The sequence below is a fragment of the Psychrobacter nivimaris genome (assembly GCF_043419765.1).
GTDB lineage: Bacteria > Pseudomonadota > Gammaproteobacteria > Pseudomonadales > Moraxellaceae > Psychrobacter.
Window position 1 is genome coordinate 294,438 of the sequence record NZ_JBHOFX010000004.1, and the last position, 21,417, is coordinate 315,854.

The window sequence follows — 21,417 nt, forward strand, 5'->3', positions numbered from 1 at the left end:
TGTTACTCTGACTTCTATGATACCCCTAACAATAAAAAAACAACCTAAACCAAAAACTCAGTCAATACTATAAGATTTTCTGAACTTCATCCTAGTGCTTCTTTCATGTTAGGCTAGTCTGAAGGAAAGGTGTAAGGTATCAAGATAAAAATACGACTAAAAGGCTCCCTATGCGCTCTCAATCTCTTTTGAATTTATTGGTAATCAATGATGATCAGCTCTACGCTGAACGTCTTGTACAGTTATTGAGTCCTTATTACGATAATGTGAATTTGGGTTTTTTAGACGATAAAGAAGAGCTATTGAAACTCTTACGCCAACCGTGGGATGTCTTGGTATTTGGTAAGGCTTATGATATGAGCTTTACGGATGTAGTGAGCCTAGTACAAGAGCAAAGTATTGATCTGCCGATGATTTGTCTAGTGAACGAAGAGATAGCGACGACAGCTTGTAATGAGGAAGGACTACCTACTGTTATTAGTGGCACAATGGTCAAAGCGCTCACCATCGATCAAGAAATGCCTGTCGTCATGGCTATTTGTCTACAGCATAGTAGTTTGCGCAGTCGTCGTGAGCTAAAAACTTTACGTCAAGTACTGTCTGAAGCAGAACAACGTGCTAATGTGCTGATTAAGAACTCCAAGAGCGCGGTTGCTTATATTGATGAAGGGATTCATATCTTTGCTAATGATCCCTATCTCCAATTATTCGGTTTCAAATCAATGAATGAAGCGGTAGGCGTGCCTATTATTGATCTGATTTCGGGTGGTGATAGTGTCAAAGGATTTAAACAGTTTTTACGTCAATTTGACAAAGGCAGTCGCCAAGACGTTGAGTTCAATTTTGAAAGTGTGCGGACAGATGGCAGCACTTTTGAAGCAAAGTTACAATTGGCATCGGCAACATTAGAAGGTGAGCCAGTCACTCAGATTATTATTCAACAAAACAATAATAATAGTGCAGAGGTCGCTAAACGCTTGGCTGCCGCTGAACGCAAAGACAATTTAACAGGCCTTGATAATCGTCGTGGTTTTGAAGAGCAGATGGCAATAATACATCAGCAGGCAGTACAAGGATTGTTGACAGCAGCACTGCTATATGTGCAGCTTGACAATGTAGGTAGAATAAGAAGTAGCTTAGGTCTACAAGGGATAGATACGACTGTCAAACAAGTTGCCTATACGTTAGATGAGCTAGTACCTGATGGTCATGTTAGCCGTTTTAGTGATACCGCGTTTACGATACTTGTCAAAAATAAGACTGCAAGCGAACTTGAAGAACTGGCTGTGCATATCGGTTCCTCTATTAAGGATATGTTTATTGAGGTAGATAAACGTACGACGAATACAACGGTTAGCACTGCTATTGTCAAAATTGAAAAGAACACAGCAGAACCTACTGTCATACTAGAACGTGCTATGGATGCTATGAGTCAAATCATGGTAGAAACTTCTAATAGCGGTGGCTCTTATCATATATACGATCCAAGCGAACATGCTAATAGTGACGATCATGCACTTGCCGAATCGTTGGTTGATGCCATTACTAACAACCGCTTTGAGCTATCATTCCAATCAATATACGATATTAACAACGATCGTAGCGACTTCTTTGAAGTGTATCTAAGGCTACCATTGTCCGATGCGAATAATACTGTATTGACCCCTGATCAGTTTATGGCAGTGGCTAAAACGCATCAACTATTAGAAAAAATCGATCGATGGGTACTTATTAATGCCTGCAAGAAAATTAATGATGTACGTAAAGTGTATCCTGAAGCCAGATTGTTAGTACAGTTAACCAGTGCTTCATTAGTTGATAAAAAATTGCCGATTGTTGCCAGTCAGTTGATAAAGGCAGTGGGCGGTACAGCTGGTGTATTAACACTACAGTTCAATGAAATAGATATCTCTGATCATTTAACCGTCGCCAAATCCCAATTTTCCGCGCTCAACGATGTCAATTGTCAAATCGGTGTTAATAACTTTGGCTCGTCTGCCAAATCTATCGAAATTGCCAATTTTGTCCAGCCTGATATGGTACGCTTGGCACGCAGTTATATTCAAGACATTGGTTCAGCAGAAAATTTAGAAACGGTTAAGTCTATTATCATGCGTACTAATGATATCAAAGTCGATGTACTCATGCCTTATATTGAAGATGCAGCAACGATGTCAGTTGCTTGGAGTGTGGGTGCACGCTATTTGCAAGGGTATTATTTAGAAGAACCTAGTAGCACAATAAAGGTAGCGAGTTAAAGGGCCAATATGTCATATCGTTTATGTCATGGCGATAATATTCTTCAACTAAAGATTGCTAAAAATGACACTTATTAATAAATATCAAATGAGCAGTCTTTTGGCTGCTGTTCTGTTGCTCGCAGCTTGTGAGAAAACACCACCTGACCACCGTGCTCCTGTGACTCTGCCCTTATATACCGACGGAGATGCGGACAACGGTTCGATAATTTATAAAGATGCTTGCGGTCAATGCCATCAACGTAATGCAGGTCTGAATAAAAAGGGCCCACAATTAATGAATATATATGGTGCGCCTGCTGCTGAGTTAAAAGACTATACCTATAGCGAAGGGCTAGAAAATTCAGGTTGGGTATGGGATGCAGAGACACTCGATCCATATATTGCAGATGCACAAAAAGCCATGCCAGATTCTAAAATGCTGTCTGACCCGATGCCAGATGCGAAAGAGCGTGCCGATATCATTGCTTATTTATCTACGCTCCGTGCCGCTGCACCAACCCTTACAGATGATGTGAACTGACTTATCATCGTTATGACCTAAAAAATGAGCCAATAACCTACTATGACCCATGCAGCTAACGATAGATCATTATCTACCCTTCAGAAAACAGCGAAACCGTTTAGCCAGTCCATACCTAGTACGGCTGATTTTCAACACAATCAGCAGAAAATTGCACAGCTGTTAGCGCAATTAAATCAGATTGTATTGGATAAGCCGCAAGCAGTTAGGCTAGCACTCAGTTGTATCTTAGCAGGCGGTCATTTATTATTGCAGGACTTGCCTGGTATGGGTAAGACGACTTTGGCACAGGGCTTGGCACAGTTGTTAGGTTTGAGCTTTAGCCGAGTGCAATTTACCAATGATATGTTGCCTGCTGATATTTTAGGTATGAGCATCTACGATCAAAGTAAACAGCAGTTTGAGTTTCGTTCGGGCCCTATCTTTACACAGTTATTACTTGCTGACGAAATCAACCGTTCCAGTCCTAAAACACAGAGTGCGCTACTTGAAGCGATGGAGGAGCGACAAGTCACACAAGACGGTCAGACGTATCCTTTGCCGCAGCCGTTCTTTGTCATTGCCACCCAAAATCCATTGCAACAAGCAGGTGTCTATCCGCTTCCAGAGTCGCAGTTAGACAGATTCTTGTTATGTTTGTCATTGGGTTATCCATCGCCTGCCGCAGAGCGTGAGCTGCTAAAAGGTAAAGATCGTCGTGAGCTACTCAAGGATTTGGATACGGTACTTGATACTGAAGCTGTACTACTAGCTCAGCACGCTGTCAGGCAAGTTTATGTAGCAGATACAGTACTGGATTATTTGCAAAGACTGGTTGCAAAAACTCGTGCAAGCCAAGAGTATCACGGCTTATCACCTCGCGGTGTGTTGTCGCTACAACGTGCTGCCCAAGCGCATGCCTATGTATCGGGATATATGGAAATGACCCCTGAAGATATCCAAGCAGTGTTTGCTGCGGTCACTGATCATCGCCTCGGTCAGCGTTTCGTACCCGCGCATGTGACTGGTGGACAAGCGACAAAAACCATCGCCCAACGTATCCTAGCAGAAGTGTCAGTCGTCGCTTAGCAGCTGATATGCTGTTTGACCGTATTGATTAACTGCATCGGTGAACCATAGTTCTACACATAGTCAACGCTATATAACTTAGAAAAATATTAAAGTCACTCAGTTCACTATTTACGGTATTTTCACCCGATCTCCTCGTATTCGAATGGTTCTGAATCGATTATATCGTTCTATTCGTGAGTTTGTTTGTCAGTCAGATGATATAAATACAAATGATGACAACATTGTCAATCAGATGGTAATAATAGGGTAGTCATGAGCTTGTTACCAAAGGCCTTAACCGCACCAATAAAATCAGCTCTGAGCCGCTGGTTTGCCGCGCGCGCGCCTAAAAGTGATAGTGCTACGCTTAATTTGCGTAATGTCTATATTTTCTTTAGTCGTGAAGGAATGCTATTCGCCGTATTGTTAGGGATTACCTTTATCGCGGGTATCAATTATGGCAACAACTTGGTGCTTGGTTTGTGCTTTTATCTGGTCAGTGTTTGGCTGATTAGTTTTCATGTTACTTTTGCTCATATATCTGGTCTGCAAGTGCGTCTGCTAGAAGTCACTATGACAGAAGCTGGCTTGCCTGTTTGGGTTACACTACAGTTGAATAGTGAGAGTCGCCAACCAAGGCGCCAGTTGCTATTTGAATTTGAGCAGATAACCAATAAAAAAACCAAAAATGGCACTAATGCACCACACTCAGTACTCATTACACGGCTACAAGGCGAGCAAGTCATTCGACTTCCTGTCCAGACTTACAACCGTGGTCAACTTGAACTACCGCGGTTAAAAATAAAAACAGTTTATCCATTAGGTATTATGCGCGCATGGTCTTACGTTTACTTTGCGCGTACAGCTTGGGTATATCCAAAACCTGAAGTTTTTGACTGGCAAGCAAAATATGCAATTGCAAGCTTAGAGGATTTACCAACAGGTGGGCAGTATAGACAGGGTCAGGACGACTTTGAGCGATTAGACAACTATATCGAGGGTGAATCATTGGCCCGAGTCTCTTGGGGGCATGTGGCGCGGGGACAAGGTATGCTGACCAAGCACTTCGCTGATCCGGTGGGTCATGAACAAACGCTTGATTATGCAGATATGCCAGCTGCACATCACGAGCAAAAACTTGCACAATTGGCTTATGGGGCATTGACGCTGGGTCAGCTAGGCGTGCCGTTTCAAATGCGTTTACCTAGTGATGCTTCTGCTTCTGCTACTGCTACTGCGGAGATGGGTAACGGAGAATCCTTTGCGCAAGCATGCTTGCTAAGGCTTGCGAAAGCACCATGACCAATTCTAAACGCTTATCTTCTGCTGATGTTGATACACTGTCCACAGAGTATTCTGCGGTCGATGCTACAAAAACGGCCAGCTTTGAGCAGTTGGCTTTAGGTCAAAAAGTCTCGTTTCGACCTGAGCGAAATGACGCTAAATGGTATCGTAAGTTATTTGCACTGCCAGCTTATTATTGGGTATTAATTGCCCAAGTCGTCGTCGTGTTACCGCATGCCGCACATTTACCATTATGGCTGATAGGATTTGCCGCCGTTAGTATCGTCGCTCAATTGCCTCATATCAAAGCTAAATTCAAGAAACTATCGCACCTAAAGCGTATTTACCAAAGTGTACAAATGCTAGGCTTTCTGCTGGGGCTATTAGGTCTGTGGCTGACCTACAGTAGGGCATTTGGGCTTGATATGGGTGTGGCATTTTTGGTGTTATGCCTAGTTAGTAAGCTATGGGAGCTGTATAAGTGCCGCGATGCCTATGTGGTGTTGAATTTATCATTGTTCGTGCTTGCGGCATTGTTTTTGATGGACCAAGGTTTACTGACTACTTTAGAAGTGATCGTTGGCGCAGTCATTGTATTGCTAGCATTTATTGCGCTTAATGATGATAGCAATGCTAGCGGTGATGGACGCTTGCGGACATTGGGTGTGTTAGGGGTTGGCGCGTTACCATTATTGCTGGTGCTATTTTTGTTTTTTCCGAGACTGCCACCACTGTGGTCCGTACAGCTCTCAGGTCAGCAAGCCGTTACAGGTGTGTCTAATAGCATGTCTCCTGGTGATTTTGCCAATTTAGGGCAGTCAACTGAGCTAGCCTTTCGGGTAGAGTTTGCTGATGAGCGCCCACCGCAACAGCAGCTGTATTGGCGCGGTTTGGTATTTAGTGATTTCGATGGTGTCACATGGCGACCAGCTTCCCAAAAGGGTCAATGGTCGTCGAGATTGCAAGCACCTGCATGGATTCAGAATGCCTTTGCTACTGTACCTGACGAATCAAGGGCGGCACCTGTCAATTACAAGGTTATCTTAGAACCTACTCAGCAAAACTGGCTATTCGGTCTTGATTATCCGTTTTCTGAACAGCCAGATATCAATACTACCTCTGAATTTACCTTATCAAAGGACCAACCTGTTACGCAGCAACTTCGCTATGATGTGTTGCAGTTTGCACAGATGCGTATTGATCCGGTTCTAACAGAGGCATCAAGACGTGAGAACCTTGCCTTGCCTGATGAAGGTAATCCACAAGCACGCGCGCTTGCTAAGCAACTATTTGAACAGTCAGGTTCAGACCCTGTTCGCTACATCGCTGCTATTGAGCAATGGATCAATCGGACAGAGTTTCGCTATACGTTGTCGCCACCACGGCTCCATACCAATCGGATTGACGAATTTTTATTTGAAACCAAAGCAGGGTTCTGTGAGCATTATTCGTCAAGCTTTACTTTTATGCTACGCGCCGCTGGTATTCCTGCACGAGTAGTAGCGGGCTATCAAGGCGGTGAGCCGAGTCGCAATGGTAACGTGTGGGAAGTGCGGCAAATGGATGCACATGCATGGACTGAGGTTTGGCTTGAGGGCCAAGGCTGGGTACGTGTTGATCCGACAGCCTTTGTGGCGCCTGAGCGAGTAGAGCAAGGCATGAATACGATGACCGAGCAGCAAGGGGCAGCTATGTTTGGCAATGGTGCCAGTGCACAAATCAGCTATCAGCAGTATCAGATGCTACAAACGCTACGCCGCCTATCAGACCAAGCGAGCTACTACTGGCAAAAAGACGTAGTCGGCTATGACCAAGACAAACAGGCCGACTCGCTACTCAAATGGTTCAATATCAGCTCAATCATGCAGCAAATCATTTGGTTAGCCACCAGTGCGGTTTCCGTTATGGCTATCTTAATATTTGTCATTTGGTATCGCCGCCGTAAGCGCTGCCACCCAGCAGACCTACCTCTTGCTCAGCTCTCAAAACGTGTTGCCAAGCATGATAAATTATTAGCCCGCAATGATAATGAAGGGCAGCTAGCGTGGTTGGAACGTTTGGCATCAGCTATTGATAGCCGTCAGGGTGACAATGCTCACTCTGCTACAAGTCAGCTAACAGATAGTAGTGATCCAATCGTTATTCAGACAAAGCTTATTGAAATTAGACAAAACTACCGTCAGTTACGCTATGGACGACTGAGTACATTTGATAGCAGTCATAGCGAGTATCAAGAACGACTCAAACAACTTAAAAAAGATGTGCGCGCATTATTATAGAGATTTTGGGTGATAGTGTTATTAAGTTGCTAAGGTGTTCTGAGCTAATTAAAAAATAGATAAGCGAATTAGTGAATTAGTAGAGAGGCGGTTATATGGCGATATATGTAGATTTTGTGCAGATAAAATTCAAAGGCCATAAGTGGTGCCATATGTTAGCGGATAGCTTGCAAGAGCTACATGATTTTGCGGCGTTCATTGAATTAGATGAGCGTTTGTTCCACCGTAACGCCAGCTACCCTCATTACGATATCACCGTTCAAATGCGAGAAACCGCGATTGAGTATGGCGCTATTCCTGCCGATAGAAAAAAGATTATCGAGTGCGCAAAGAAATTAAAAGTAGAACTGAATGACCAGATAGAGCAATCTAGTCATTCTTGATATGAAAGATTTTTAAGTAAATAAGTAATACTTCCGTAGCACATTTCACTTATTTACTCGAATGTATATTTATTCAACTATATCGATCGCATTATTTTGCTATTGCTGCAGTACTGATAGCGTTAAGTGCTTTTGAGATATTAGCAATCTCGGTATCGCAACCTTTGATATTGTGACGTGTCTTGAGGTAGTCAGGGTTGTTGTATGACAGCCATACTTTTTTATCGGCATCTTCGCTAATTAAGATTTTTTGCGGCAAATCAATGGCAACAGTTTGCTCACAGTTCATTAATGGCGTACCCGCTTTAGGGTTGCCAAACATAACGACTTGCGTTGGTCTCAATGATAAGTCGGCACTCTGTGCATTTTTCTGATGGTCGACTCGTGCAAATACTTTCATACCCTTGCTTTCGATAACTGAGACCAGCTTGTCTGCGGTATCTTTGACGGAGTGATTGCTCTGTAAAGTTACCAAGCCTTTTTCAGCATTGATAGAGGTTGTTGTGTCTGTCATAGCACCAGTACTCTTGGTTTTATCCAATAGCGTATCGATACTGGCACAAGAGGAAACGGCTACTGCTAGCGCAGCGATAGAGACGATTTTAATCATAATGACACCTTTAAGTTGTCTGTAGTATGGTCAGTCCTAACTATAATGAGCAACATCAAATATTCATTGTGCGTAATCAGGTTTGCGATTGCAAGACGTCTTAACAGAACGTTAAACCAAATGTTCTGCCAAATAATCTACGAGCAGTCTAATCTTTGGTGATAAATGACGGTTATGCGGATAGATGGCCCAAATGCTTTCTTCGGGCTCTCTATAGTCATCAAGTAAACTGACCAACTCGCCAGATGTTAAGTACTTTTGCACATAGTAATCAGGCAGCTGGACGATGCCCAAGCCTTTTAGTGCAGCATCAACTAGGCTATGGCCGCTATTGTATTGCACAGTACCAGAGACACGCAGGTTTCTTTCTACACTTGCTTGTTGGTTATCCGCCTTACCATGAGTATTACTATTCTCTTTTACTTTAGCAGTATCTATAAAGTGCCAGTAGTCACGAGTACCTAGTAGGCAGTTATGTTGACTTAAATCACTCAGTTGGTGTGGTATGCCGTGTTTTTTTAGATAAGAGGGCGCCGCGCAGACAAAGTTAGTACGCAGGCTAAGTTTCTTTGCCATCATCGTCGAGTCATGCAATTTGCCAATACGAATGGCCAAATCATAACCCCCTTCAATCAAGTCTATTTTCTGATTGCTCAAAAAGGCAGTCACTTCGATATCGTGATACTGCATCATAAAATCATTGATGAGTGGTAATAACTGCTGCTCACCATAGGTAACGGGCGCTGTTAGTTTTATCCTGCCTTGAGGCTTTGATTGTAAGTTGCTTACGGCTTGCTCAGCGGCATCCAAGCCATCGAGCACACTGCGGCAATGCTGATAGAATACGCGGCCTTCTTCGGTTAATGAGACCTTGCGTGTGGTTCGATATAGTAGCTTTATACTTAAGCGTTTCTCTAAGGCACTGATCTGACGGCTGACTTGTGCAGTCGAGATACCCAGCTCTTTTGCACCACGTGTAAAGCTCTCATATTCTGCGACATAGACAAACTCACTAATCCCTTCCCAGCGCATGATTATTACCAATATGTAAAAGATATTTGCAAATATAGCATATTGTTATCCGCTCAGAAATAAATATAATGGTTAGTATCAATGTAAACAGATGGTGTTTTACTGTCATCGATGCTTGCCTATAGAGGGCAGGCAAGATAAGCTCAGTCTATCTTTATTTGTTTTAACTGTGGATATAGTGACCGATAAAATCCATAAAATGTGTTAGCAAGTTATTAGAATTGTTTGTGCTTATAGCGCAACTGTCATGTTATCACCCATAAATAACAATCAATTAAAAAGAGAGATTCTTATGTCTGATAAATTTATTAAATCAAAAGCCGCCATCGCTTGGGGTCCAAAGCAGCCATTATCTATCGAAGAAGTGGACGTCATGCTGCCACGCAAAGGTGAAGTATTGGTCAAAATCGTTGCCAGTGGTGTGTGTCACACAGATGCTTTTACCTTATCTGGTGAAGACCCAGAAGGTGTGTTCCCTGCGATCTTGGGTCATGAAGGTGGCGGTATCGTTGAGCAAGTTGGCGAAGGCGTGACTAGCGTTCAGGTCGGTGACCATGTCATTCCGTTATACACGGCAGAATGCGGCGTCTGTAAAATGTGCCGCTCAGGCAAAACCAATCTATGCTCGGCAGTACGCGAGACTCAAGGCAAAGGCTTAATGCCAGATGGTACTACACGTTTTTATAAAGACGGCGAGCCTATCTACCATTATATGGGTTGCTCAACTTTCTCTGAATACACAGTTTTACCAGAGATTTCTTTGGCTAAAGTCAATAAAGAGGCGCCATTAGAAGAAGTTTGCTTACTTGGTTGCGGTGTGACCACCGGCATGGGCGCGGTTATGAATACTGCAAAAGTCGAAGAGGGCGCTACAGTGGCTATCTTTGGACTGGGCGGTATTGGACTGTCAGCAGTGATTGGTGCTGCCATGGCAAAAGCCAGCCGTATCATCGCGATTGATATCAATGAAAGCAAGTTTGAACTGGCCAAAAAGCTAGGGGCAACTGACTGTATCAACCCGAAAGATTACGACAAACCAATTCAAGAAGTGATCGTTGAGCTAACCGATGGCGGTGTTGATTATTCGTTTGAATGTATCGGTAATGTCGATGTCATGCGCTCAGCATTAGAGTGCTGCCACAAAGGTTGGGGCGAGTCGGTGATTATCGGTGTGGCTGGTGCTGGACAAGAAATCTCAACCCGTCCATTCCAGTTAGTGACTGGTCGAGTCTGGAAGGGCTCAGCATTTGGCGGTGTAAAAGGTCGCACAGAACTACCAGGTTATGTCGAGCGCTATTTAGCGGGCGAGATTCCTTTACAGGACTTCATCACTCATACGATGCCGATAGAAGACGTCAACGAAGCATTTGACTTGATGCACAAAGGCGAAAGTATCCGTACGGTTGTACACTTCTCAGAGTAATTAGCAACGACGTTATTGTCTTAGAAATGCTTTATTAAAAATAAAAAGGCTGCTTCGATATTGAAGCAGCCTTTTTTAATGTTATTTGCAAACATAGCTTAAAGTTTAAATGTATCAAGCACTCTTTTTGCTAATGATTTGATCCGCTAATGTCGATAAGTCTGATGCGGTCAAATCTGGAACTGGTACATTGGGCGCGTTTAGCATCGCATTATAAGGACGGGTCAAAAATGCACCGCGACAACCTGCCGCTTGTGCGCCTATGGTATCCCAGAGGTGACAGGCGACAAGGCATAAATCTGACGTATCAACGGCTAGCGTATCAGCCACCAATTGGTAAGTATCAGGTGCTGGCTTGAATTTGCCAACAGTCTCAATACTAAAGTGCTGCTCAAAGAATTGACTGAGTCCTGCTTTTTCTAATGGCGTTGGAGACGCACTGCTTGCTGAATTGGTCAGCGTGACCAGTCGAAACCCTGCATCGCGCAAACGAGTCAGGGCTGGCGCTGCATCAGGATGCGCAGGCAACGCGCTCATTCTTTCTTTGAACTCATTGATATCGTCGTCTGTCAAAGTCACTTGTCTGATGTTAGCAATCATTTGCAATGCACCAACGCCGAGCTCGCCAAAAGGCGTATAGAGACCGGATAACGTCATGGTCTGCGAGTACAGTACTAGCTGAGCGAACCATTCTCGCAGCACTCTTTGCTTGCCAAAGACGCGCGTGAATAAAGGCGTTAGCGTGTCGATATCGAGCAGTGTTTCATTGACGTCAAACACAATAATCGAGGGAAAGCGTTCAGAAGACATAAAGTATCCTTTTATAGAATGACATTTTTATAACGTCAGGTGGTTTACTCAGTCATGTTGGCCAATTGCTCTAAAATACTGATGTAGTTTTCGACCCCTTGAGCACCGCTGACCAGATGACGCTCATTAAAGATAATCGCTGGTACACTTTGGATACCTTGCTGTTGCCAATGCTGCTCTTCTGCTCGTACTTCTTTCGCAAAGAATTGACCTTCTAACACTGCCAATGATTCACTACGATCAAGCCCAGTCTCTGCTGCAATATCGGCAAGCACATTGATATCTGAGATATCTCTGTTATTGGTGAAATGCGCGGCAAATAAGGCTTGCTTTAACTCATGCATGCGGCCTTGTTGATCAGCGAAATGTAGCAGCTGATGCAAGTTAAAGGTGTTGTGCATACGTGTGTCATCATTGAAGTTAAACTCAAAGCCAACTTCCTGTCCAACTTCAGTCATTCTGACTCGGCTAGCATCTGACTCCTGCTTAGTCGAGCCATACTTCTCGATGATGTGCTCACGTAGGTTTTGCCCTTCGCTTGGCATATTTGGGTTTAGCTCAAACGGATGCCAGTGGATAGTGTGAGCGGTATTGGTTTGCTCAAGCGCTGCTGCCAATTGACGATAGCCGATAACGCACCAAGGGCAGACGACGTCTGAGACGATATCTATTCGGAGTGGTTTTTCTGATGTGCTCATATTTCCTCACGGGTATTATTATGTATGTTTTGTTTGGGATATATAGATAGTGGCATATCAGTTGGAATCAAGCAGATATACCTAATTACCAGACAACTATAACTAGTTACCATATATCAGGTCAGTTCATACTAAGAGAATGACTAAGTGATTACAATGTAGTCTGCGCAGTCAGCGTCGCCAATTCGGTAGCGTAATTGTAACTATTACTAATAAGAAAGTAGGCATTTTTGTAATACGCTGACTCAGTCATAACAAAACCTACGAATACTTAACCAAGCAGGCATGGTCATAAAATAGCTTTTTAATTAAAGTGGCTTCGTTGAAATGATAATCGAAGAAGAAAAATTCTAAGCAAGAATAAAAAGTTAATATCAATAATGGAGTTACAGATGAAAAATATCACCGAAGCGATGAACTGGCGCTACAGCACAAAAGAATTTGATACCAATAAGAAAATCTCAGCAGAAGACTTCCAAAGTCTAAAGGATATTTTGCGCCTCAGTCCTTCGAGTACCAATATTCAGCCTTGGCATTTTGTGATTGCTGATGATGAAGCTGGTAAAGCCCGAATCGCAAAAGGTACTGAAGGCATGTATGAGTTCAACGATGCCAAAGTAAAAGGTGCTTCGCACGTCATTATATTCTGTAGTCGTGTCTATGCAGATGATAAGTTTTTGGATGATATCTTAGAAAAAGAAGATGCAGATGGTCGTTTTGCAGAGCCAAAATTTAAAGAGCAAATGCACCAAACGCGTAAAATGTTTTTGGACATTCGTCGTTATGAGCAAAAGGACGAGCCACATTGGTTGATAGAGCAATTGTATCTCAATATGGGCGCTTTGCTACTAGGGGCTGCAACCTTAGGTATTGATGCGGTGCCGATGGAAGGGGCGGATTTAAAAGCGCTCGATGAAGAGTTTAATTTACGTAGTAAAGGCTACACCGCTGTAGCAGTCGTATCGCTTGGTTACCGTAGTAAAGATGACTTTAACGCTGAGCTGCCAAAATCACGTTTTGATGAAGAGACGGTTATTACGAAAGCCTAGCCAGTTATTATCTAAGCAAAGAACATTTTTAATAGACATATCTACTAAATACTATACGTAAAAAGTCTATTTAAGAGCCTCATAAACTGACTGTTTATGAGGCTTTTTTTATCGAGATTTACTTTTAGATAACCTTAAAAACTGAGGATAAAAAATATACCACCTATTAGCAGCGCTAACATTTCGATACTCTTGCAGATTAGAAACTACACTGGAATCCCTACAAAGTAAAAACAAAACAACTGTTTTCATACGTCATAATAAATTTATTGACGCTGTCATTTTGAAGCGTATTTCATCATTCTATTATGTTCATCTGCCAGCGAGAAGCCAGCATGTCTACTTTGACCTTAACAATCAATAAGCAAGATTATCAGCTTGAAAATCTTGACGCCCGTACGACACTGCTCGACGTCTGTCGTCAGCACCTACAAATTACTGGACCCAAAAAGGGCTGCGACCACGGTCAATGCGGGGCTTGTACCATGCTCATTAATGGACGACGGGTCAATTCCTGTCTGACACTCGCCGTTATGCATGATGGTGATGACATCACAACGATCGAAGGCATCGGAATGCCAGAGTCATTATCGGCATTGCAGCAAGCGTTTAAAGACAATGACGCTTTTCAGTGCGGATATTGCACGCCTGGTCAGATTTGTTCAGCGACCGCATTGATAGAAGAAGTGAAACAAAATTGGCCAAGCCATGTCAGCACAGATTTGCAAAACCCTGATGGTCGCCTTGTACAAGAAATTGCTGAGCGCATGAGCGGTAATATCTGTCGCTGCTCAGCTTATCCAAATATTATCAAAGCCATTTCACAAGTGCTTGAGAGTCAGGTATCAGAGAGTCAAATACAAGAAGCTAGTACTCAAACAACAGACAATACAGTGCAAAATTCAAGCGTGACAGGTATCTGGTCACCACCACCGAGCGAGGCGCAACTTGGTAAGACCTCAGCGAATAACAAGACAGCAACTGCTACAACAGGAGGCCGCTCATGAAACGCTTTGAATATAGCCGTGCTGATGCACCAGAGCAAGCGGCAATATCTGCCAGTACCAAAGATGCGTCATTTATCGCAGGTGGTACCAACTTATTAGACTTGATGAAATTGGAGATTGAAACGCCAATTAAATTGGTCGATATTACCCGTTTAGAATTAGAGCAAGTTGAAACCACTGCCGACGGTGGTCTGCGTATTGGCACGCTTGTGACCAATAGTGATTTAGCAGCGCATCCTGAAGTTATTGCAAATTATCCCGTATTATCCCGAGCGATTTTGGCAGGAGCGACTGGCCAGTTGCGTAATAAAGCAACGACTGGCGGTAACTTCTTGCAGCGCACACGTTGTTATTATTTTTACCAGACAGACAGCGCCTGCAACAAGCGTGAACCGGGGACAGGTTGTCCTGCTATCAATGGCGAGAACCGTACGCTAGCTATTTTAGGCACGAGCGATGCCTGTATTGCTCAGCACCCATCTGACATGGCAGTGGCGATGCGCTTGCTGGATGCCACTATCGAGACAGTTAAGGCGGACGGCTCGATTCGTACTATCAATGTAAAAGACTTTTATTGCTTACCGAAAGATACGCCGCATATCGAAAACGTATTAGAGGCAGGTGAGTTAATCACTCACGTTGTATTACCTGCGCCTATCAAAGGTATGCACACCTATGACAAAGTGCGAGATCGCGCCTCATATGCGTTTGCGCTCGTGTCCTGTGCCGCAGTGATAGACGCTGATGATAACGGTAATCTAAAAACGGTACGATTGGCATTTGGTGGTATCGGTACGGAGCCATGGCGTAACGAGGAAGTTGAAACGTTGTTAATGGGTACTGATGGCAATAATGATGTTATCGCGCAAGCCGCCAATCTGTTATTGAATGATGCCAAAGGTAATGGTCAAAACGATTTTAAGATACCGTTAACGCGTCGCCTACTAAAACAAGTCATTCAGCGCGCACTAGCGGGCGAGGGAGCATAATCATGTCATTATTTGAATCAATCACTCAGTCAGAACCGACCAAAAAAATGACTATGGATGAGCCTGTTGAGTCTTTATTTAGCACAACAGCGAGCAAACTGGTCGGTAAGCCAATTAACCGTGTTGACGGCTCGCTGAAGGTTAGTGGTCAAGCGCCTTACAGTGCCGAAATTCATTTAGACAATAAAGCGTACGGTGTCTTGGTCGGTGCGACCATTGCCAAAGGACAAGTCGAAAATATCGATAGTAGTTCTTTAGACGGCATTCCTAATATTATCAAGGTCGTGACAGATCCTAAGCACTTCTTGCGTAATTCTCAGCAAGGCGGATTGAAAAAAGCCCCGAAGCAGGGAGCGACTGAGATTTTTTATCATGGTCAGCCTATTGCGGTGGTCATCGCTGAAACCTTTGAAGCAGCAACAGAAGGGGCAAATGCGCTTAAAGTCACTTATAAAGATGAGACTGACCAAGCAGCATTGAATTTTACTAAAGAGTTGTCTAACGCCCATGAAGTTGATGAGAAAAAAGGCTCTGACAAAAATTATGTCCAAGGCGATCCTGAGCAAGGATTGGCTGATGCTGAGGTAACGCTTGATCGCTTTTATCATACGCCAAGTCAAAACAGCTCGGCGATGGAGCCACATGCAACATTGGCACATTGGGAAGGGGATAAGCTCGTTCTTTATACGGCAAATCAAATGCTCGCGTCTTGTAAGCAGCAAGTCATGGATGCGCTAAACTTAAACAAAGAGCAAGTTCAGCTAATTGCACACTACGTTGGTGGTGGGTTTGGTAGTAAGCTTGGTATTGCCCCCGAATCTATTGCCGCTGCTATTGCGTCAAAAGATCTTGGTCGACCAGTATTGATTACCATGACCCGTCCACAGGTGATGGAAGCAACCGTCAGACGCTCAAACACTCGTCAGCGCATTGCAATTGGCTGCGACAAGGATGGTGTTATCGATACGCTGATTCACGATACCATTTCTAGCAATCTGCCAGACGAGGCGTTCTTTGAGCCAACTGCCTTGTCTACGCACTATCTATACAGTGGTAAAAACCGCCGTGTAAATTATGAAATGGTCGATATGAACCAAGTGTTATCAGGCTCGATGCGTGCACCTGGCGAAGCGGTCGGTATGATTGCCGTTGAATGTGCAATGGATGAATTGGCTGCGCAATTGGACCTTGATCCTATAGAGCTGCGCCGCCGTAATGAACCCGAAAAAGACCCTAGTAAAGACATTCCATTTTCGACGCGCCAGCTGATTGCTTGTATGGAGCAAGGTGCTGAGCAGTTTGGTTGGAGTCAGCGCAACACAAAGCCTGCCAGTCAATTAGAAGGCGACTGGTGGATAGGCACAGGCATGGCTGCGGCCGCACGTGGTAATCAGTTACAGTCTTCTGAAGCGCGAGCAACACTGCAAGTCGATAAGTCAAAAGCGCTCGGTGTCAAAGCGGTTATCGAGACAGATATGACAGATATCGGTACAGGGTCTTATACCGTATTTTCTCAGGTAGCTGCAGATTTATTAGGACTACCTATTGACCATATCGAGATGAAGTTAGGCGATAGTGCCCTGCCGCCTGCATCAGGTTCAGGTGGTAGTTGGGGCGCTGCGAGTGCAGGTAGTGGTGTCTACCTCGCTTGTGAGCAGCTGCGTGAAATGCTAGCAGCAAAAGTCGGCCTATATCCTGATACGATTCAGTTAGATAATGGTCAAATTAAGCAAGTAGGCAAGCACGAACTGACTGCAGTAGAGACAGCCAAAGAGAATGGTCAAGCGTTTGCTGATAGCACTATTGATAAAATATCTGAAACCACAGGAGTTTCATTTTCAGAGAATGTATTAGAAGAACAGTCAGAATCAGAAAAATATAATTTTGACAATACAGAATCATATGCGCTTGCTGACGTGATCGCAGGCTATGAGGAACAAAAAGTCAGTGCCAAAGGACAGATAAAGCCAGGTAAAAATGGTAAAAAGTATCGTCAGTCTTCTTTTGGTGCAAACTTCGCTGAAGTGGCCGTGCATAAAGTCACGGGTGAGATCCGAGTAAAACGCATGACAGGCGCATTTGCCGCAGGTCGTATTCTTAACCATAAAACAGCGACTTCGCAATGCTATGGCGGTATGGTATTTGGTATTGGTTCAGCGTTAATGGAAGAGGTCATCCATGATAAACGTGATGGTCGCCTGTGTAACCATGACCTCGCTGAGTATCATGTGCCAGTCAATGCTGATGTACCGCAGTTAGATGTGATATTGGTCGAAGAGGATGATCCTTATACCAACCCAATGCATATCAAGGGTATTGGTGAGACTGCTATTGCTGGTGCTGCCGCTGCAATTGCTAACGCTGTTTACAATGCCGTCGGCGTACGTGTTTATGATTTTCCGATTACGCTTGATAAGCTGCTTTACGAGATGCCAGAGTAATTTTTTAAGCCATATGTACGACAGGAACCCGCTTAATGAGCGGGTTTTTATAACTCAATCAGCAGTATATTTCGTCATTATCAAGAAAATAACTACCAAATAAGAGGCGTTATGAATCAGGTCGCTGACATTCTTAATCTGGCAATCAAAGCTAAGCAACAAGGTATTGACGCTGTATTGGCAACGGTTGTACGTACTGAAGGCTCAGCATATCGCCGTGCTGGCGCGATGATGCTTATCTGTGAGGATGGTCGCTCAGTTGGGATGATTAGTGGTGGCTGCTTGGAGCCGCATATTATCAAACGTGCCTTTTGGCTTACTCGTAACGGTGCCAATGTGCAAGTCTATCAGACGGGTGATGACATTCAATATGCTGACGATGGCCAAGCGCAAGCAGGTGTGAAGCGAACTAACTCTGATATATATGATGAGTCGGATAAAGGTTTAGATAGCGGCTTAAATGGCGGTTTAGATGACGCGGACTTTGATGAGCTAAATTTTGGATTGGGCTGTAATGGGCGAGTGCATGTATTGTTTGAGCGACTAACGACAGCAACGTCATTGTTAGAGACCATCCGTAATGTTCGACATACTCAGCAGCCGATTACTGTAGCGACTTTGATTCGTGCTGACGACTATCAGCATCAAGATTCTATATCGCAAAACAGTGATAATTTGCAAACTGGAATGCGTATTAATTTAGATGAATACTGCAGTTTGGGAAGCGTTTTTGCACTAGGGAAAACAGCGTTTTCAAGCATACTTGCCAATACTGTAGAAGAATTAGCACAATATAAGCTGTCTGATAAAAATGCCGAATATGTGACGGTGGAAAACGGCAAGGTAACAACAGAGTGGCTTGTGCAACGCCTGCAACCACAATTGCGTCTATTGATCTGCGGCGCAGGTAATGATGTAATGCCACTGGTGACCATGGCCAAGCTACAAGATTGGCATGTGACAGTTATAGATAGTCGCGCGCAATATGCGACACGTATGCGGTTTCCTCAAGCAGACGTTGTGATGCCGCTATCTTTAGACGACAGTGAGGCTTTGCTTAAGCTCAGTAATAACGCAGCCGTCGCTCTGATGTCACACAGCTTGAGTCAAGATCGCGCGCGCCTAGCTGTACTGCTCGAGCATTCAGACAATTATAGATACTTAGGGCAATTGGGGCCGCGCTATCGTACCGAACGCTTGATTAATGAGATTAGCACGAATATTAGCAATCCTACTATGTTAGAAGCGGGCATTCATAAGCTACATTATCCGATTGGTTACAAGCTGGGTGGAGATGGCCCTGAGGCACTCGCGCTCGGTATCATGGCAGAGATTAATGCGGTCATGCATGATCAAAACGCTTCAGTAAATGGTTCACAAAGTAATCTCTCAAATATCTCAGCGGTGAGTAGTGATATAGATGCCAATACTGTCCAGAGTGGCGTATGAGTAAGCGTGCATTTACAGAAGGTACTGAACATACAGAAAGTACTAAACAGCAGAGCCAGAACCATGCGGTCATTATCTTAGCAAGTGGCCTCAGTCAGCGTCTCGGTGAACCCAAGCAGCTACTCGTTAAGAATGGCGAACCGTTGATTATTTATATGACTCGACTGGCAATAACGACCAATCCGCAAGCCATCGTCATTGTCATTCCTGATAATCATCGTTTGATTGCTAGTACGATTACAGAGTTGGCTAATCAATATCCAGCGGTTCAAATAGTGGTGAACTCACAAGCTGATACTGGTATGGCGCATAGTTTACGTTTGGGTATTGAGACAATTGCTGCTTTTAAATCGACTTCAATCGAACGAGTGCTAATCATGGGAGTAGATCAAGTATTATTAGATGAGCCACATTTAACCGCTTTGCTAGCGGACAAGCAGACGATAGTGGCCAGTCATTATCACAGTTGGCAAGATTTAGCGAAACATCAAAATCTAGATAAAGCGGTATCTGATATCATAGGTCTACCTTTAGCAATTAACTATAAACTGCTGAGACAGTGGCAGTCAGAATTGACAGGAGATAAAGGGCTTCGTCACCTAATTAGAGGGTTGCCCGCTGATCAAATAGGCAGGGTCGATAATCACCAACTTAGCTACGATATTGATACGCCCGAGCACCTAGCATTTGCCAAACAACAAGGCTGGCTTGATAGCTAACCTGATTAATTTAATTGATTTTGAACAGTATTCCTTCTGAACAATAAAATGCGAGAGAATAAAATTATAAATACGATAGAAACCGAACGACTGTACTTAAGACAGTGGCAAGCGAGCGACTTTGCGCCATTCGCTAAGATGAATGCCAATCCTAAAGTAATGGAATACTTTCCTAAGTTATTAACTACTTCGATGAGTAATACTATCGCCAAAAAATGCCAGTCGCTGATTAATGATAATGGTTGGGGTTTTTGGGCGGTCAGTCTAAAAGAGACAGATACTTTTATCGGTATGGTTGGGTTAAATAACGCGAATGCCGATATGTCGTTTTCTCCTGCTGTCGAGATTGCTTGGCGCTTACGTAATGATTATTGGGGACAAGGGTATGCGACTGAGGCCGCGCAAGCTGCTTTACGTTTTGCTTTTGATATTTTAGAACTTAGCGACGTGGTCGCCTTTACTGCCGTTATCAATAAGCGCTCACAATTGGTTATGGAGCGCCTTGGTATGACCAATACACAGGAGGATTTCTTTCACCCTATGCTTGACCCTAATCATCGGCTTGCTGAGCATGTACTATACAAAATCACTCGGCAGCAGTGGCAAGATACTGTAATCACTTAGTTGTATTGACGGCTGGCTTTTACTATGTTTGATTAATATCATCTCGCGAAAATGTCAAAATATGTCCCTTAAACGGTAAGTCTAGGTAAGTAGTATTTTCAGGTTTAACGTGCTTACTACTAAAGCCAAATTCAGCCATCTTATTGGTTAGCTTGTTTTTGCGACCGCGACCAGGATCGACCACGATTACTTCGCAAGTCGGCATAGCGTGACGGTCAATGAACTCGGCTAATATATCAATGTGTTGGTCTTCATAGAGCAAGTCACTGCCGATAATCATATCAAACTTGCCAAGATGGCTATTGTCCTCTGCCCAATCTAAACGCTCAAAATTAATCTCTTTGTTATTATTCAGCGTGGTATTTCTATCAAGGAAATACTCAACCGTTGGATGATAGTCAGTCGCTGTGATGTCCGCATGTCTATGGTTAAGTAGCAAACTAGAGAGCGCCATACCGCAGCCAACTTCCAAAATACGTTTGCCTGCAATATCGTAATCGAGCATATGATTGGCTAGCACCAAGCTTGACGGCCATATCACCCCAAACATCGGCCAAGAAGCGGAGCAGATACCCAAATTTAACGCTTCGTCATCAGGGTCGCTAAATTGTTGGTTGTCACGCAAAGTACAAATATGAATGTCGGTATTGCCAATTTCAATCGTTTGATAACGCACGCGCACAGTGGTCAGCGAAGTCATAAACTGTCCTAAAAAATAAGCAAGAATGCAAGGTTTGGCAGGGGTTGCCGATTTCGGTAGGGTACAACGTTGAAAAAGATAATTAAAAT

At 43.8% G+C, this 21,417-nt stretch carries 19 protein-coding genes; 14 read left to right on the forward strand and 5 right to left on the reverse strand.

Going from position 1 to position 21,417, the window contains the following annotated elements:
• Positions 1–170 precede the first annotated feature (170 nt).
• The 6 genes from ACHEVO_RS10715 to ACHEVO_RS10740 all read left to right on the forward strand — a co-directional run bounded on the left by ACHEVO_RS10715 (position 171) and on the right by ACHEVO_RS10740 (position 7,777).
• Positions 171–2,258 carry an EAL domain-containing protein gene (locus tag ACHEVO_RS10715; RefSeq protein ID WP_394124897.1) on the forward strand — a complete coding sequence of 696 codons (2,088 nt, stop codon included), beginning with the start codon at positions 171–173 and terminating at the stop codon, positions 2,256–2,258.
• 64 nt (positions 2,259–2,322) lie between these two features.
• Positions 2,323–2,781: a c-type cytochrome gene (locus tag ACHEVO_RS10720; protein WP_394124898.1), complete on the forward strand. Its 459-nt coding sequence runs from the start codon at positions 2,323–2,325 to the stop codon at positions 2,779–2,781.
• A 42-nt stretch (positions 2,782–2,823) separates the two neighbouring features.
• Positions 2,824–3,849, forward strand: a complete 1,026-nt coding sequence (locus ACHEVO_RS10725; protein ID WP_394124899.1) for an AAA family ATPase — start codon at positions 2,824–2,826, stop codon at positions 3,847–3,849.
• A 255-nt stretch (positions 3,850–4,104) separates the two neighbouring features.
• Positions 4,105–5,133, forward strand: coding sequence for a hypothetical protein (locus tag ACHEVO_RS10730; protein WP_394124900.1), 1,029 nt, complete (start codon positions 4,105–4,107; stop codon positions 5,131–5,133).
• Positions 5,130–7,394, forward strand: a complete 2,265-nt coding sequence (locus ACHEVO_RS10735) for a transglutaminase family protein (protein ID WP_394124901.1) — start codon at positions 5,130–5,132, stop codon at positions 7,392–7,394. The genes ACHEVO_RS10730 and ACHEVO_RS10735 overlap by 4 nt, the downstream gene beginning before the upstream one ends.
• 95 nt (positions 7,395–7,489) lie before the next feature.
• Positions 7,490–7,777, forward strand: a complete 288-nt coding sequence (locus ACHEVO_RS10740) for a DUF4031 domain-containing protein (RefSeq protein WP_394124902.1) — start codon at positions 7,490–7,492, stop codon at positions 7,775–7,777.
• A 91-nt stretch (positions 7,778–7,868) separates the two neighbouring features.
• Here ACHEVO_RS10740 and ACHEVO_RS10745 read toward each other — a convergent pair whose 3' ends face one another.
• Positions 7,869–8,387 carry a DUF302 domain-containing protein gene (locus tag ACHEVO_RS10745; RefSeq protein WP_160022024.1) on the reverse strand — a complete coding sequence of 173 codons (519 nt, stop codon included), beginning with the start codon at positions 8,385–8,387 and terminating at the stop codon, positions 7,869–7,871.
• 111 nt (positions 8,388–8,498) lie between these two features.
• Positions 8,499–9,419 carry a LysR family transcriptional regulator gene (locus ACHEVO_RS10750; protein ID WP_394124903.1) on the reverse strand — a complete coding sequence of 307 codons (921 nt, stop codon included), beginning with the start codon at positions 9,417–9,419 and terminating at the stop codon, positions 8,499–8,501.
• Between the two features lie 292 nt (positions 9,420–9,711).
• Here ACHEVO_RS10750 and ACHEVO_RS10755 point away from each other — a divergent pair, with 292 nt between their 5' ends.
• Positions 9,712–10,842 carry an S-(hydroxymethyl)glutathione dehydrogenase/class III alcohol dehydrogenase gene (locus ACHEVO_RS10755; protein ID WP_057761290.1) on the forward strand — a complete coding sequence of 377 codons (1,131 nt, stop codon included), beginning with the start codon at positions 9,712–9,714 and terminating at the stop codon, positions 10,840–10,842.
• A gap of 114 nt (positions 10,843–10,956) precedes the next feature.
• Here the strand turns inward: ACHEVO_RS10755 and ACHEVO_RS10760 are convergent, their stop codons facing one another.
• A complete protein-coding gene (locus ACHEVO_RS10760; RefSeq protein ID WP_394124904.1) occupies positions 10,957–11,652 on the reverse strand; it encodes a haloacid dehalogenase type II in 696 nt (231 codons plus the stop codon).
• 44 nt (positions 11,653–11,696) lie between these two features.
• Positions 11,697–12,350 (reverse strand): DsbA family oxidoreductase, encoded by a 654-nt coding sequence (locus tag ACHEVO_RS10765; RefSeq protein WP_394124905.1) that lies wholly within the window; start codon positions 12,348–12,350, stop codon positions 11,697–11,699.
• Between the two features lie 392 nt (positions 12,351–12,742).
• On the opposite strand from ACHEVO_RS10765, the gene nfsB reads away from it, so the two are divergent.
• The 7 genes from nfsB (at position 12,743) to ACHEVO_RS10800 (ending at position 20,628) form a co-directional block, all read left to right on the forward strand.
• Positions 12,743–13,399, forward strand: a complete 657-nt coding sequence (gene nfsB, locus ACHEVO_RS10770; RefSeq protein WP_394124906.1) for an oxygen-insensitive NAD(P)H nitroreductase — start codon at positions 12,743–12,745, stop codon at positions 13,397–13,399.
• A gap of 335 nt (positions 13,400–13,734) precedes the next feature.
• A complete protein-coding gene (locus ACHEVO_RS10775) occupies positions 13,735–14,406 on the forward strand; it encodes a 2Fe-2S iron-sulfur cluster-binding protein (protein ID WP_394124907.1) in 672 nt (223 codons plus the stop codon).
• On the forward strand, positions 14,403–15,395 hold the full coding sequence (locus ACHEVO_RS10780) for an FAD binding domain-containing protein (protein ID WP_394124908.1): 993 nt from the start codon (positions 14,403–14,405) through the stop codon (positions 15,393–15,395). The genes ACHEVO_RS10775 and ACHEVO_RS10780 overlap by 4 nt, the downstream gene beginning before the upstream one ends.
• 2 nt (positions 15,396–15,397) lie before the next feature.
• Entirely contained in the window at positions 15,398–17,836 is a 2,439-nt protein-coding gene (locus ACHEVO_RS10785; RefSeq protein ID WP_394124909.1) for a molybdopterin cofactor-binding domain-containing protein, read from the forward strand.
• 111 nt (positions 17,837–17,947) lie between these two features.
• A complete protein-coding gene (locus tag ACHEVO_RS10790; RefSeq protein ID WP_394124910.1) occupies positions 17,948–19,285 on the forward strand; it encodes an XdhC family protein in 1,338 nt (445 codons plus the stop codon).
• Positions 19,282–20,004, forward strand: coding sequence for a nucleotidyltransferase family protein (locus tag ACHEVO_RS10795; RefSeq protein WP_394124911.1), 723 nt, complete (start codon positions 19,282–19,284; stop codon positions 20,002–20,004). The genes ACHEVO_RS10790 and ACHEVO_RS10795 overlap by 4 nt, the downstream gene beginning before the upstream one ends.
• Positions 20,005–20,052: 48 nt before the next feature.
• The gene (locus ACHEVO_RS10800; protein WP_394124912.1) at positions 20,053–20,628 is read left to right on the forward strand and encodes a GNAT family N-acetyltransferase; all 576 of its coding nucleotides are present in this window, start codon (positions 20,053–20,055) and stop codon (positions 20,626–20,628) included.
• Between the two features lie 22 nt (positions 20,629–20,650).
• Here the strand turns inward: ACHEVO_RS10800 and ACHEVO_RS10805 are convergent, their stop codons facing one another.
• Complete coding sequence (locus ACHEVO_RS10805) at positions 20,651–21,328, reverse strand: class I SAM-dependent methyltransferase (protein WP_394124913.1); 678 nt, start codon at positions 21,326–21,328, stop codon at positions 20,651–20,653.
• Between the last annotated feature and the right edge of the window lie 89 nt (positions 21,329–21,417).

Coding starts and splice junctions, on each gene's coding strand:
- ACHEVO_RS10755 (WP_057761290.1), top strand. CDS start 9,712: ATGTCTGATAAATTTATTAAATCAAAAGCCGCCATCGCTTGGGGTCCA.
- ACHEVO_RS10715 (WP_394124897.1), top strand. CDS start 171: ATGCGCTCTCAATCTCTTTTGAATTTATTGGTAATCAATGATGATCAG.
- ACHEVO_RS10785 (WP_394124909.1), top strand. CDS start 15,398: ATGTCATTATTTGAATCAATCACTCAGTCAGAACCGACCAAAAAAATG.
- ACHEVO_RS10745 (WP_160022024.1), bottom strand. CDS start 8,387: ATGATTAAAATCGTCTCTATCGCTGCGCTAGCAGTAGCCGTTTCCTCT.
- ACHEVO_RS10775 (WP_394124907.1), top strand. CDS start 13,735: ATGTCTACTTTGACCTTAACAATCAATAAGCAAGATTATCAGCTTGAA.
- ACHEVO_RS10805 (WP_394124913.1), bottom strand. CDS start 21,328: ATGACTTCGCTGACCACTGTGCGCGTGCGTTATCAAACGATTGAAATT.
- ACHEVO_RS10730 (WP_394124900.1), top strand. CDS start 4,105: ATGAGCTTGTTACCAAAGGCCTTAACCGCACCAATAAAATCAGCTCTG.
- ACHEVO_RS10780 (WP_394124908.1), top strand. CDS start 14,403: ATGAAACGCTTTGAATATAGCCGTGCTGATGCACCAGAGCAAGCGGCA.
- ACHEVO_RS10795 (WP_394124911.1), top strand. CDS start 19,282: ATGAGTAAGCGTGCATTTACAGAAGGTACTGAACATACAGAAAGTACT.
- ACHEVO_RS10800 (WP_394124912.1), top strand. CDS start 20,053: ATGCGAGAGAATAAAATTATAAATACGATAGAAACCGAACGACTGTAC.
- ACHEVO_RS10740 (WP_394124902.1), top strand. CDS start 7,490: ATGGCGATATATGTAGATTTTGTGCAGATAAAATTCAAAGGCCATAAG.
- nfsB (WP_394124906.1), top strand. CDS start 12,743: ATGAAAAATATCACCGAAGCGATGAACTGGCGCTACAGCACAAAAGAA.
- ACHEVO_RS10790 (WP_394124910.1), top strand. CDS start 17,948: ATGAATCAGGTCGCTGACATTCTTAATCTGGCAATCAAAGCTAAGCAA.
- ACHEVO_RS10720 (WP_394124898.1), top strand. CDS start 2,323: ATGACACTTATTAATAAATATCAAATGAGCAGTCTTTTGGCTGCTGTT.
- ACHEVO_RS10760 (WP_394124904.1), bottom strand. CDS start 11,652: ATGTCTTCTGAACGCTTTCCCTCGATTATTGTGTTTGACGTCAATGAA.
- ACHEVO_RS10735 (WP_394124901.1), top strand. CDS start 5,130: ATGACCAATTCTAAACGCTTATCTTCTGCTGATGTTGATACACTGTCC.
- ACHEVO_RS10765 (WP_394124905.1), bottom strand. CDS start 12,350: ATGAGCACATCAGAAAAACCACTCCGAATAGATATCGTCTCAGACGTC.
- ACHEVO_RS10750 (WP_394124903.1), bottom strand. CDS start 9,419: ATGCGCTGGGAAGGGATTAGTGAGTTTGTCTATGTCGCAGAATATGAG.
- ACHEVO_RS10725 (WP_394124899.1), top strand. CDS start 2,824: ATGACCCATGCAGCTAACGATAGATCATTATCTACCCTTCAGAAAACA.